This window comes from Pseudotabrizicola formosa, assembly GCF_002900965.1.
Classification (GTDB): domain Bacteria; phylum Pseudomonadota; class Alphaproteobacteria; order Rhodobacterales; family Rhodobacteraceae; genus Pseudotabrizicola; species Pseudotabrizicola formosa.
This window is the reverse complement of sequence record NZ_PJOM01000002.1, coordinates 164,654-177,227: the sequence shown is the minus strand read 5'-3', so window position 1 is coordinate 177,227 and position 12,574 is coordinate 164,654. Positions and strand designations below refer to the sequence as shown.

Genomic DNA, 12,574 nt, shown 5'->3' with positions numbered 1-12,574 from the left:
CGGCCTGCCCGCTGCGGGTGACGACCACTTGCATTGCACCAAAGTCAGGATCATGCAGTCAGCCATGACCCATACCCCAGAGCCCCCTCCCCTCTCTCCGCCCGGCCTTGGCTGGTCGGCCTTCTTTGACGATCAGCTGAGCGATGCCGAGCAGAGCCTTGACCGCATGCGCATCGCCACGGTGCATCGCGCCCGGGTCACCGCGGTGTCTGATGGCGAGCCGGTCCGGCTGTCGATGTCGGCGCAGGCCAGCACCGCCGATTATGCGGTGGGCGACTGGGTGTTGGTCGATCCGCACAGCAGGCTGCTGCTGCGCCGCTTGACCCGCAAATCAGTGCTGCAACGCCATACCGAAGGCGCGCGCGCGCCGCAGCTGATTGCCGCCAATGTCGATACGCTGTTCATCGTCACCTCGTGCAACGAAGACCTGAATCCGGCCCGGCTGGAACGCTATCTGGCCTTTGCCAATGAGGCGGGCACCAATCCGGTGATGGTTCTGACCAAGGCCGATCAGGTGCCCGACGCCGCACCCTACATCGCACAGGTCGCGGGCCTGCAACGCGGGCTTGCGGTTGTGGCGCTGAACGCCCAGTCGGCGCAGGCCGCCGATCTGCTGGCCCCGTGGTGCGCTCCGGGCCAGACCGTGGCCCTTGTCGGCTCATCGGGGGTGGGCAAGTCATCGCTGCTGAACACATTGGCCGGAAAATCCGGCAAGGACGCGCAGGAAACCGGCAGCATCCGCCTGTCCGATGCCAAGGGGCGGCACACCACCACGGCGCGCTCGCTTCACCCGATCAGGGCGGGCGGCTGGGTGATCGACACGCCGGGCATGCGGACGCTGCATATCGCCGACACCGCCTTCGGGCTGGACCAGCTGTTTGCCGAGATCACCGAGCTGGCCCCCGCCTGTCGCTTTCGCGACTGTACCCATGCGCATGAACCCGGCTGTGCGGTGCAGGCCGCCATCGCCGCCGGCACGCTGGACGCAGCGCGGTTGGAGCGGTGGCGCAAACTGCAGGATGAAAACCGCGCCAATACACCGGTCCAGTCCGGCCCGCGCGGCAACCGGACCACCAAGCTGCCCTCAAGGCGCCGGTGATCTGCGCGGCCGCAGGGCGCGAAGACAGGCCAGCAGTCCGTGGCGGAGCGTAAGGGGGCGGGACACCCTGACCCGATCAGATTTTGAAAGGCGATCAGCGCAATCGTCAGCCCAGCAAAGGATGACAAGCCCGGTATGCCGCTGAGCGGCGACACAAGGACCAGAGCAGGCTATAGCAGCAATACGGACGGAACAGACATGTCCAGCGAGCGGGCAACGGCCTCGACGGCAACCACCGGGTCGGTGATCACAGCGCGCGTTCTTGCCAAGGTCTGCGGCAAGGCCGACTGTGCGGGCTCGGAGCATCATGACCGCCTTGCTGTGGCACGGCCCGAGACAACCGGCACGGACCCGGCGTCATGCCTGCGCCGCCGAGGCAAGGATCGCGCGGCTGATCGATACCAAATAATCCCAATCGTCAATCTCGGCGCTTGCGACCTTGTGCTTCATATCGATGGTCAGGAACGAATGGCCATGGACAAAGGACCACAGCATATAGGCGCGGCGCTGGACTTGTCCGTCCCCTGCCGGCAGCTCTAGTCGCGCAGCAACAGCCCTTACGACCACGCCAAAACAGCCTTCGCCCTTGGCCAGCAGGTCAGGGGCGTTCTCATGCCCCTCTGTCAGGCCGAATACCAGCCGGAATACCCCCGGTTCGGCCCGGGCAAAGGCGACATAGGCCAACCCCACCGCTGCGACGGCTTCGAGTGAACCATGAGGGTGGGCTGCGGCACCCGCTTCCATTGCGGCGCGCAACCGGTCCATCGCTTCACTCACGACCCCCCGGAGGATTTCGTGACGATCCTTGAAATGCTTGTAGGGCGCTGCGGAGCTGACACCGGCGCGGCGTGCAGCCTCGGCCACGGAGAAACCGTCCGGGCCATGCGTTTCGACCAGTTCCCGGACGGCTGCGATGAGTTGCGCGCGAAGGTCACCGTGGTGATAGGCGGCCTTGGGCGTCACGGTCGGCGCGGCATCTGGGGCGGACGGGTCGGTCGACATGGTGACTTGGCCTTTCAGTAAAGTGAGTAACATTCACTTTCTTGTTGACGAAAGTTAGCACCGCTCACATATCTTTACAAGGGCAGGAGCGCCCCTCCCTATCCTGCACCTCGCGACTGTCCGTCACGAAGGGATTTCTCGCAACAGATCGGCTCCCCTGCGTTCCGCAGGGGGAGGCGCTTGACACTGAAGGGACAGTCCGAGGCAGCAGCACTTCTATGTTTCCATCACCGGCTTGCAGGTGCGGCGGATCTGGCACATCCCGTCCTTCTGGTTGCATGCTATGAAGTCCATGGTGCAAGTGCGGAAGGCACCCGGCAACATTTCCGCCGATGCCCGTACCATCAACGGCGTTCATCACACGCTTTCGGTCTGGACCGACAAGGATGCCATGCGGGCCTATCTGACTGCGGATGCTCATCTTGAGGCCATGCGTCTGTTTCCCCGCATCGCGACGGGGAAAGTGGTTGGCTACCCTGCGCAGCACGCCCCCGACTGGTCCGAGGTCCACGCGATCTGGCTGGAGCGTGGGCGTGCGGTATGAGGGCGCGCCCCCCTTGTCTCCCCTTACACATCAGCCCGCTCCGGCTGCGCCGCGCGCCGCAGTTCACTCCCTATTGCCAAAGTGAGCGATTCTAACATATGTAAGTACATCTAACTTTATTGGAGCAGTCCTTCCATGACCCAGCGTATGGCATCAGGTTTTCGAACGGCGCTTGGTCGGGTGCGGACCATGACGACGACGCTCATGATCTGCGGGGCAGCTGCGGCTGCAGTCATCGGAGGGTTTTCTCTGATCACAGCCGAGGGCGATGTCGCCCCTGCTGCTGCTGCACCGCGGACATCGGTCGGCGTGATGTCGGTAGAGCTGACACCGGGTTACACCGTCACCCGACGGTTCACAGGCCAGATCGAGGCGGCGGCGCGAACCGATCTGGGGTTCGAACTGGGCGGGCGGATCACGCAAGTGCTGGTCGAGGAAGGTGATGTCGTCGCCGCGGGCGCGGTGCTGGCGCGGCTGGACACCAGCGCCCTGACCCCGGAACGTGCGGCGCTCGAGGCGGACTTGGCGGCCTTGGCGGCTGACGCTGAACGTGCCCGGCTGACGCTGGCACGCAACGACGCGCTGACGGAGCGGGGCTTTACCTCGGTCGCGGCGCAAGACGATGCCCGACTGACGCTGGCGCGCACCGAAGCCGGGATGGCGGCTGTCCGCGCGCGCATGGCGGGCGTTGACGTGCGGCTGGAAAAATCCGTGCTGACGGCCCCCTATCCCGCCCGCATCGGCGCGCGCATGGCCGATCCGGGGCAGACGGCGGCGGCGGGGCAGACCGTTCTGGTGCTGTTTGACACAGAGCCTGCCCGCGCCCGGGTCGGCCTGCCGCCTGAAATGGCCGCTGGGCTTGCCGTCGGGGACCGCGTGACCATCGCGTTGGGCGGTGAGGAATTGGAAGCCACCCTGCGCCAGATCCGACCGGACCTTGACCCCAACACCCGCAGCCGCTCGGTCGTCGTCACCCTGCCCCACGGGGCCGCACCCGTCCTGGGCAACACCGTGGCGCTTCTTTTGACGCAGAGGGTGGACGATCCCGGATTCTGGGCCCCGCTCAGTGCCTTGCGCGAAGGCGCGCGCGGGTCGTGGTCGGTGATGGCGGTTGAGGCCACGGCGATGGGCGACCGAACCCTGCCTGCGGCGGTCGAGGTCATCCACAGCGATGGCAATCGCGTGTTCCTGCGCGGCGATCTGCCCCCCGGCGCGCGGATCGTGGCCGAGGCGCCCGACCGCGTCGCGCCGGGCCAGCTTATTCTGGCACAGGTGGAGTGACGCGCATGGACACGCTGTTTTTCCGGCAACCGCGCCTCGTGATGCTGGCGCTTCTGGTGATCCTGTCGGCGGGCCTGTCGGCGCTGGTATCCATCGGGCGGCAGGAAGACCCGACGATCACCAATATCTTCGCCACGATCACTACTGTCTTTCCCGGAGCCGATCCGGCCCGTGTCGAGGCGTTGGTGACCACCAAGATCGAGACTGAGCTGCGCACCATCCCCGAGATCGCCGAGGTGTCGTCGACATCCGCCACCGGCATCTCGGTCATCTCGGTCGAACTGATCGAAACCGTCCCGCCCGAGATCATCGAGCAGCTTTGGGCGCAGGTCCGCGATGCGGTGGCCGACGCGCAGCGGGCGTTTCCAGCGGGCGTGCTGGAGCCCGATTTCGACAGCGATGGCGCGGGTGGTTATGCGGCGATCTTTGCCCTGACCCTGCCCGAAGGGTTCAGCCTGACCCGGGCCGCCCGCGAAGCCGAGGCGCTGGCCGACAGGTTGCGCCGCGTGCCGGGCACCAGCCTCGTCGATCTGCACGGAGCGCCCGAGGAGGAAGTGCTGGTCACGCTTCACCCGGACCGGACGGCTGCCCTTGGTCTGACCGCCGACGAAGTCTCCGCCGCGATCCGCGCCGCCGACGCCAAGGTGCAGGCGGGCCGGTTGCGCGGTGACGAAACCGATCTGGTCCTGGGGATTACGGGAGAGATCACCTCGCTTGACCGCCTGCGTGCGGTTGTGCTGCGCGAGGATGCGGATGGCCGCGTGACGCTGTTGGGCGATGTGGCCGAGATCACCCGCGGCCCCCGTCTGCCTTTGGCCGAGGCTGCTTTGTTTCAGGGCCGACCTGCAATCCTCGTCTCCGCCAAATTGAGCGTGGGATTGCAGGTGGATCGCTGGATGGGCGGCATCCGCGCCGCTGTGGCAGCCCAAGCCATAGCCCTGCCCTGGGGCCTGTCGATCGAGACCGTGTTCGACCAGAGCCGCTACACCCTCGATCGGCTGGCGGAAGTCGGCATGAACATGCTCGTCGGCGTTGTTCTGGTCGTGGTGGTCCTGTTCGTGACCCTCGGGTGGCGGGCGGCGCTGATCGTGGCAATGGTGCTTCCGGTGGTATCTTTGGCCTCCGTCGCCACGCTGAACGCGCTGGCCGTGCCGATCCACCAGATGAGTGTCACCGGCCTGATCGTGGCACTTGGCCTCTTGGTCGACGCCGCCATTGTGATGACGGACGAGGTGGGCAAGCGGCTGCGTGAGGGCCTGACGCGGATCGACGCCGTCGCGGGGTCCGTGCGGCGGCTGACCATGCCGCTTGCGGCATCCACCATCACCACGATCCTGTCCTTCCTGCCGCTGTTGCTGTTGCCCGGCCCAGCCGGGGATTTCGTCGGCTCCATCGCCATTTCCGTGATCGTGATGCTGGCCTGGTCCTTTGTCGTGGCCGTCACGATCACCCCGGCCATTGCCGGGCGCTGGCTGCGCATGGGCGATGGTGCGCCCGCGCGCGACGGCCCTCTGATGCGCGATTTCCGCGGCCTGCTGGCCCTGTCGATGGCCAACCCCTTGCGCACTGTGGCGCTGTCGCTGATCCTGCCGGTGATCGGCTTCCTGTCGCTGCCGACACTGACACCACAGTTCTTTCCGGGCGTGGACCGCGACCAGTTCCATATCGAGGTCGACCTGCCCCCCGGCACCGGCATTGCCGAGACGATGCGCGTGGTGCGCGAGATCGACGCGAGGCTGACGGCCAAGGAGGATATCCTTGACGTTGCCTGGGTCATGGGCCGGTCGGCACCCGCCTTCTACTACAACATGGTGGGCGACCGCGATCAGGCCCCGGCCTTCGCTCAGGCGCTGATCCGCACCGCATCGCCTGCCGCAACCGAGCGGCTGCTGGACAACCTACAGACCCATCTGCCGCCCGCGTTCCTGCAAGCGCGCTTTGTCATCCGCAGTCTGACACAAGGCCCGCCGGTCAATGCGCCGGTGGAACTGCGTCTGGTGGGCCAGGATATCGACGCGCTGCGCCTTGCGGGCGACGACCTGCGCGCCCGGCTGGCCGAGGTCTCCACGGTGGCCATGGTCCGCACCGGGATTGCGGGGGGTGCGCCCAAGCTCACGCTGGACATCGACGAAGCCCGCGCGCGTCTCTTGGGTCTCGATCTGGGTCAGGTTGCCCGGCAGATGGAGGCGGGGCTGGAAGGCGTCACCGGCGGTTCGCTTCTCGAAGGGACCGAAGAGCTCCCGGTGCGCGTGCGCCTTGGCGCAGGGTTGCGCGGTGATCCGGTCGCCATCGGGGATATGCCGATCCAGCCGCCGGGGGCCGGAGCGGTCGCAGCTTCGGGCCAGTTCCCCGCGGTGCCGCTGTCGACGCTTGGAACCCTGCGGCTGGAACCGTCCGAAAGCATGATCACGCGGCGCAATGGCGAGCGGGTGAATACCGTTCAGGCATATCTCATGCCCGGCATCCTGCCCGCCGTGGCGCTTGCCGAGGCGATGGCGGTGCTCGAGGCGGGCGGCTATGCCCCGCCACAGGGGATCCGGCTGGAAACCGGCGGCGACTCTGATGCGCGCAATTCCACCGTGCAGGCGCTCATCGCACCCTTGGGTCTGATCATCACCCTGACGATTGCGGTTGTGGTGATGACCTTCAACTCCTTCCGCCTGACGCTGATCGCCTTCACGGTCGCGGGCCTGTCGGCGGGTCTGTCGATGCTTGCGCTGGCGATCTTCGACTATCCCTTCGGGATCAATGCGATCATCGGCGTGATCGGCTCCATCGGGGTGTCGATCAATGCAGCCCTGATCGTGCTTTCGGGGCTGCAGGAAGATGCGAAGGCCAGCGCCGGGGACCGCGCCGCCATGGTCGATGTCGTGGCAGGCTCGGCACGCCACATCACCTCGACCACCATCACGACCGTGGGTGGCTTCCTGCCCCTGATCCTGGGCGGAGGCGGCTTCTGGCCGCCCTTCGCGATGTCGGTGGCCGGCGGCGTCGCCCTGTCGGTGACGCTGGCCTTCGCCTTCACGCCGCAGATGTTCGCCCTGACGCTTTCACGGCGCAGGCCAGACGTGGGCCACACTGCCGATGTTCAACCCAAAATGAAGCCGCTCCGCCTCGCGGGCGAATGACAGCGAAGCCATAGGAAAGGGCAAGAAATGACCAAAACACCAAGCAAGGACAGTGCCCTCAAGCGCCGTTTCGGCTCCACCGCCCTGATCACGGGGGCCAGCGACGGCATCGGTCGCGCCTTTGCCGTCCAACTGGCCGAGCAGGGCTTTGATCTGATCCTTGTCGCGCGGCGGGGTGACGTCCTGCACGACATGGCCTTGGATCTGGGCACCCGTTTCGGCGCGGATGTGCGTGTCTTGGCGATGGACTTGTCCGATCCCTCCGCTGTGCCAGACCTTCTGTCGCTCACGGAAAGCACGCCGGTGGGCCTTGTCGTGGCCGCTGCGGGCTTTGGCTCCATCGGGCCGTTCCTAGACCAAGACATGGCCTCCGAGATCAATATGGTGGACCTGAACTGCCGGTCGGTCGTGGAACTGTCCCATGGCTTCGGGCAGCGCATGTCGGCGCAACGACGCGGCGGGATCGTGCTGTTCGGCTCGCTCGTGGGGTTCAACGGCGCACCCCTGTCTCTGTTCGCACCGGGAGCGGACGAATCCGCTGCAACTGCGGCGCAATTCAATTTCGCCAACTTACTGAAAGTGCGTCACTTTTTGAATCCGTCTCGATTTGGGTGAAGGGCGGATGGAAAGAGACGCGGGGCGTTTAGAGACCGATTTCGGGCCATCGCCCAGTCTCCGAAAGTCGGATGGCCTCGCTAAACCCCTTTGAAACAAAAAGAAAACATGCCCCGTCAGGGACCTCATCTCGGGTTTGCGATGTGCAAGTGGCGGACAGTGAGGGATTCGAACCCTCGAGACGGTTCCCCGCCTACACACTTTCCAGGCGTGCGCCTTCGACCACTCGGCCAACTGTCCGTGGCGGTGTCTTAATCGCGACTGGAACAAAGATGCAAGAGCGGATTTCCGCAAAGGGGGGTGTTTGTGCATTGGCCCCTGATGTGACCGGGAGCGACGGGGCAGCCTGACGGTGCACCACCGGCAGATCGCGGCACTTTGTGTTGCAGGGCCGCTAAGCGGCCGCGTCCCCGGGCCGCACCGCATGCGCCGAGGGGCAGGGGCGGTGGGACCGCTGGCGCGGGCCGCGCGCGCCCGTCTTCAAAGGCCAAGCGTCAGCGTTACGCGGCGGTTCTGCCGCCCCTTCTTTTCGATCTTGCTGATCTCGACGCGCCCGACCTCGCCCGTCCGGGCGACATGGGTGCCCCCACAGGGCTGCAGGTCCACCGGCGCTTCGCCCTGCCCGATCCGCACCAGACGCACCCGGCCCTGCCCCAGCGGCGGCATGACCGACATGGTCTTGACCAGCCCCGGATTGGCCAGCAAGGCCTGATCCGTGATCCATTCATCGGTCACCGGCAGGTCGCGGTCCACCAGGGCCAGGAGCGCCGCCGTCAACCGGGCACTGTCTTCCGGCGGATCGGGCATGTCGAAATCCAGCCGCCCCCGCTCCGCCCCGATCTGGCCGCCGGTCACCGGCAGCGGGATCACCACCGACAACAGATGCAGCGCCGTGTGCATCCGCATGTGCCGGTGCCTGCGGGTCCAGTCCAGCCGCTGGGTCAGCACCGCGCCCACCGGTGGCAGGGCCAGCGGCTCGGAGGGCACCAGGGCAACCTGCCCGCCTTCCACCTTGACCGCTGTTGCAATGGACAAACGCCCCCCGGCCCATTCCACCCAGCCGGAATCACCCGGCTGCCCGCCCCCGGTGGGGTAGAATACCGTACGGTCAATCAGGATGCCGCCCTCGGGGGTATGTCCCGTCACCCGCGATTCTGTCTGCTGGCAATAGGCGTCATCGCGGAACAACAACTCCGTCATGGTCAATCTCCCCCCTTGGCAGGGTCTGCCAGCCCCTCTCCGGGTTCCTGGTCACGTGGCAGTGGTCCGGCTGGCCGGGGTTCCGGCGCGGCCGGGGCGGCAGCAGGGGCAGAAGCTGCGGCGGGTGGCGCCATTCCGGCCGCTCCGCCTTGCAGGCCGCGCAGCAAATCGGCGATCTCGGACGCGTTGCGCAAAGTGACATCCGATTGAGCGAAGGGAATTTCGATCCCTTCCTCGGCAAAGCGCTGCGCGATCTGGTGGTTGATCTCGCTGCGGACCGACAAGGAAAAATTCACGTCGCGCAAGATCACCCGGATCTCGAAATTCATCGAATCCGCCCCGAAGGCCATGAACACCACCAGCGGCGGCGGGTTGAGGATGGCCAGAGGCTGGGCCTCGGCAATCTCTTGCAGGATGCGCGTCACCTTGCGGGTGTCTGACCCATAGGCCACACCCACCGGCACGATCAGCCGCCCGGTCAGGTTGAAATGCGTCCAGTTGGTGACCTGCCCCGCGATCAGATCGGTGTTGGGCACGATCACATCGGTGCGGTCAAAGGTCTCGATCCGGGTCGAGCGGACGGAAATCGCCTTGACCTTGCCCTGCACGCCACCAACCTCGATCCAGTCGCCCTCGCTTACGGGGCGCTCGATCAGCAGGATGATGCCCGACACGAAGTTCGACACGATGTTCTGCAAGCCAAAGCCGATGCCCACCGACAGGGCCCCGGCCACAATGGCCAGCCCCGACAGGTCGATCCCGGCGGAATTGATCGCAATCAACCCGGCCAGAAAGATGCCCACATAGCCCACGCCAGAGATCAGCGCATTGCGCGCGCCCTGATCCAGGCTGGTGCGCGGCAGGATTGATCCGCGCAAAGCCCCCTGAAACAACCGGGTGACCGTGATGCCGACCCCGAACAGCACCGCAAAGAACAGGAAGTTGGTGGGCGAAATCCGGGTCTCGCCCAATGTGAAGCCTTCGCGCATCCGGGTCCACAGCTCGGTCAGATCGGCCAGCCGCGCGCCCCAGATCAGCGCGAACACCGGCAGGGCCGCCAGAACCAGCCCGAAGCCCACCAGCACCGGCACCAGCGCGTTGCGCGCGCCTTCCTCATTGCGGGTGATCACCGCATAGATATCGGTCACAAGGGTCTGCAGGATATACAGCAGCCCCAGCAGCCCCAGCGAGGTTGCCGCCGGGAACACCAAAGCCTCGGCCGCAGGAATATAGCCGATGGCCGCCAGAACCGGGGCCGCAACCCCGATCAGGATGGCACCGCGTCCCAGCAGCGATATGATGCGGTTGCGGAACCCGTCTTCGTCATCGCCGATGCTGTCGGGCGACACAGACTGGCGGATCAGCTGCGCAATGCGCACCAGCAAGATCCCCGCGACGACCACCGCAGGAAAGGCCAGCACACCGCGCGCAGCCTCTGACAGATCCGGAGGATCGATCACCGCCAGACGCAGGGCATTGAAGGCCAGCAGAATGCCATAGAGCGCGGTGATCAGGCGGCCCTGTGCCCTTTGTTCGTCGCTCAGCCGGATCGGCAGGAAATCATGGGTGCGCGGAAACAGCTGGGTGCCCAGCCAGACCGCGGTGAACAGCACGATCCCGGCGGCCGGCAGCGTCTCCAGCAGTACCGTGCCGCGGATGCCGAACATGCCCGACAGGCGCAGCGCATGCGACAGGGCAAAGACCCCTCCGGCAGGCACCACGATCTGCCCCAGCGACAGGACCAGCGTCGCCACCCTCACACCCCGCGCCGACCAGCGCTTGTGAATGCGCGCCACCAGCTTTTCCACCAGCGGCCTGCCACGCCAGATCAGTGCCACGCTGAACAGCAACAGCAGCACAATGGCCGGCAGGTTGTTGACCAGCGTTTCCGTGGCCACCGGAGACGCAAGACGCTGGCCGGTCTCGGCCCCGATCCCGGCAACGGCCCCGCTCACCACCCGCGCCGCACCGGCCCAATTGGCCGGGTTCAGCGGGCTGGGGTAGAGCTGCAGCAATTCATCCGCCTGCCGCTCGCGCAGCGTGCGGTCGATTTCCGCAATGAGCCCATCGGCCCGCAAATAGGCCTCTTCCGCCGCAAGACCCGGGGCCTGCAGCCGGACCAGTTGCCCGTTCAGCTCGGCCCGGCGCGCGGCAATTTCTTCGGCCTCGGTCTCGCCCTCGGCCGGCGGGGCGCCAAGGGCGGTGATCTGCTGGCGCAGAATGGCAATCCGCGCCGAATTGGTGCCCTGTGCGGCCAGAAAGGTCGTCCGCCACGCCACCAGCTGCCCGCGCAGCCCATCCAGAACGGCGGCCGCGGATGTACTGTCTTCCAGCGCGGTCTCGGCCTGTTCTGCCACCGCTTCCCAGGCCGTATAATCCAGTTCTGGCTCTGCCGGAACCGCGGCTGCCCCTGTCTGCGGCCCCACCTCGGCGGTTTGCCCCCGGGCCGGCACCCCGCTTTGCGGGGCAGACTGCGCCAGACCGCCCACGGGAACCAGCGCCAGAGCAAATACCAGCATCAGCGCCTGCAACAGCGCGCGCGGCAGACCGGAACGGCGCAGCAGGGTCATGCGTCTTCAAACACGCTGGGCAAGGCTTTGGGGGTCTGATCCAGCCAGACCGGCACCGGCAGGCCCTTTTCCTTCAGGAACGCCGGGTTGTAGAGCTTGGACTGATAGCGGTTGCCGTAATCGCACAGGATGGTCACGATTGTGTGGCCCGGCCCCATCTCTTGCGCCATGCGCATGGCCCCCGCGATGTTGATGCCCGATGACCCGCCAAGGCAGATCCCCTCTTCCTCCAGCATGTCAAACACCAAGGGCAAAGCCTCGGCATCCGGAATGCGATAGCTGAAGTCGGGGGTGAACCCTTCCAGATTGGCGGTGATCCGCCCCTGCCCGATGCCTTCGGTGATGGATGTGCCGGGGCTTTCCAGCTTGCCCGTGGTGTAGAAGGCATGCAGCGCCGCCCCCTCGGGATCGGCCAGCCCGATCTTGACGCCCTTTGGCTGCAGCGCCATGCCCACGCCCGCCAGCGTGCCGCCCGACCCCACGGCGCAGATGAACCCGTCCACGCGGCCGCCCGTCTGTTCCCAGATCTCCGGCCCGGTGGTTTCGATATGCGCCTGACGGTTGGCCACATTGTCAAACTGGTTGGCCCAGATCGCGCCATTGGGTTCGGTCCGCGCCAAAGCCTCGGCCAGACGCCCGGAATAGCGCACATAGTTGTTGGGGTTGCGGTAGGGGGCTGCCGGCACCTGCACCAGCTCTGCCCCCGCCAGCCGCAGCATGTCCTTCTTTTCCTGAGATTGCGTCTCAGGAATGACGATCACCGTCTTGAACCCCATCGAGGCACCGACCAGCGCCAGCCCGATGCCGGTATTGCCGGCCGTGCCTTCGACAATCGTGCCGCCCGGCTTCAGATCGCCGCGCGCCACCGCATCGCGGATGATATACAGCGCCGCCCGGTCCTTGACCGACTGGCCGGGGTTCAGAAACTCGCATTTGCCAAGAATGGTACAGCCCGTCATCTCGGACGCGCGTTTCAGCTTCAGCAGCGGGGTGTTGCCAATGGTGTCGGCAAGATCAGAATGAATGCGCATGGGCGGCCCTCTTGTCCATTGCCTTATGTGTAGGCAATGCGCGCCCCAACCTCAAGCAGGGCCGCACACCGCCTCGCGCGAAAGAGACCAGCGCACAGCCACAA

The 12,574-nt window shown here is 66.1% G+C and carries 9 protein-coding genes and 1 tRNA gene; 5 read left to right on the top strand and 5 right to left on the bottom strand.

From position 1 onward, the window contains the following. Positions 1 to 64: 64 nt before the first annotated feature. Positions 65 to 1,099: a ribosome small subunit-dependent GTPase A gene (gene rsgA / locus CXR43_RS04930; protein ID WP_103332964.1), complete on the top strand. Its 1,035-nt coding sequence runs from the start codon at positions 65 to 67 to the stop codon at positions 1,097 to 1,099. Positions 1,100 to 1,456: 357 nt separating this feature from the next. On the opposite strand, the gene CXR43_RS04925 is transcribed toward rsgA, so the two are convergent. Continuing rightward, entirely contained in the window at positions 1,457 to 2,101 is a 645-nt protein-coding gene (locus tag CXR43_RS04925) for a TetR/AcrR family transcriptional regulator (protein ID WP_103332963.1), read from the bottom strand. A 292-nt stretch (positions 2,102 to 2,393) separates the two neighbouring features. Here CXR43_RS04925 and CXR43_RS04920 point away from each other — a divergent pair, with 292 nt between their 5' ends. The 4 genes from CXR43_RS04920 (at position 2,394) to CXR43_RS04905 (ending at position 7,669) form a co-directional block, all read left to right on the top strand. After that, entirely contained in the window at positions 2,394 to 2,645 is a 252-nt protein-coding gene (locus tag CXR43_RS04920; protein ID WP_246831285.1) for a DUF3291 domain-containing protein, read from the top strand. 189 nt (positions 2,646 to 2,834) lie between these two features. Next, positions 2,835 to 3,926: an efflux RND transporter periplasmic adaptor subunit gene (locus CXR43_RS04915; protein WP_246831284.1), complete on the top strand. Its 1,092-nt coding sequence runs from the start codon at positions 2,835 to 2,837 to the stop codon at positions 3,924 to 3,926. Between the two features lie 5 nt (positions 3,927 to 3,931). Next, the gene (locus tag CXR43_RS04910; protein ID WP_103332960.1) at positions 3,932 to 7,054 is read left to right on the top strand and encodes an efflux RND transporter permease subunit; all 3,123 of its coding nucleotides are present in this window, start codon (positions 3,932 to 3,934) and stop codon (positions 7,052 to 7,054) included. 27 nt (positions 7,055 to 7,081) lie between these two features. Beyond that, entirely contained in the window at positions 7,082 to 7,669 is a 588-nt protein-coding gene (locus CXR43_RS04905; protein ID WP_246831283.1) for an SDR family NAD(P)-dependent oxidoreductase, read from the top strand. A gap of 150 nt (positions 7,670 to 7,819) precedes the next feature. On the opposite strand, the gene CXR43_RS04900 is transcribed toward CXR43_RS04905, so the two are convergent. The 4 genes from CXR43_RS04900 to CXR43_RS04885 all read right to left on the bottom strand — a co-directional run bounded on the left by CXR43_RS04900 (position 7,820) and on the right by CXR43_RS04885 (position 12,470). Continuing rightward, positions 7,820 to 7,909: transfer RNA gene (locus tag CXR43_RS04900), tRNA-Ser, on the bottom strand. A gap of 240 nt (positions 7,910 to 8,149) precedes the next feature. Further along, the gene (locus tag CXR43_RS04895) at positions 8,150 to 8,869 is read right to left on the bottom strand and encodes an alanyl-tRNA editing protein (RefSeq protein ID WP_103332959.1); all 720 of its coding nucleotides are present in this window, start codon (positions 8,867 to 8,869) and stop codon (positions 8,150 to 8,152) included. 2 nt (positions 8,870 to 8,871) lie between these two features. Next, positions 8,872 to 11,439: a DUF3772 domain-containing protein gene (locus CXR43_RS04890; RefSeq protein WP_246831282.1), complete on the bottom strand. Its 2,568-nt coding sequence runs from the start codon at positions 11,437 to 11,439 to the stop codon at positions 8,872 to 8,874. Continuing rightward, on the bottom strand, positions 11,436 to 12,470 hold the full coding sequence (locus CXR43_RS04885; RefSeq protein WP_103332958.1) for a cysteine synthase A: 1,035 nt from the start codon (positions 12,468 to 12,470) through the stop codon (positions 11,436 to 11,438). The genes CXR43_RS04890 and CXR43_RS04885 overlap by 4 nt, the downstream gene beginning before the upstream one ends. Positions 12,471 to 12,574 lie beyond the last annotated feature (104 nt).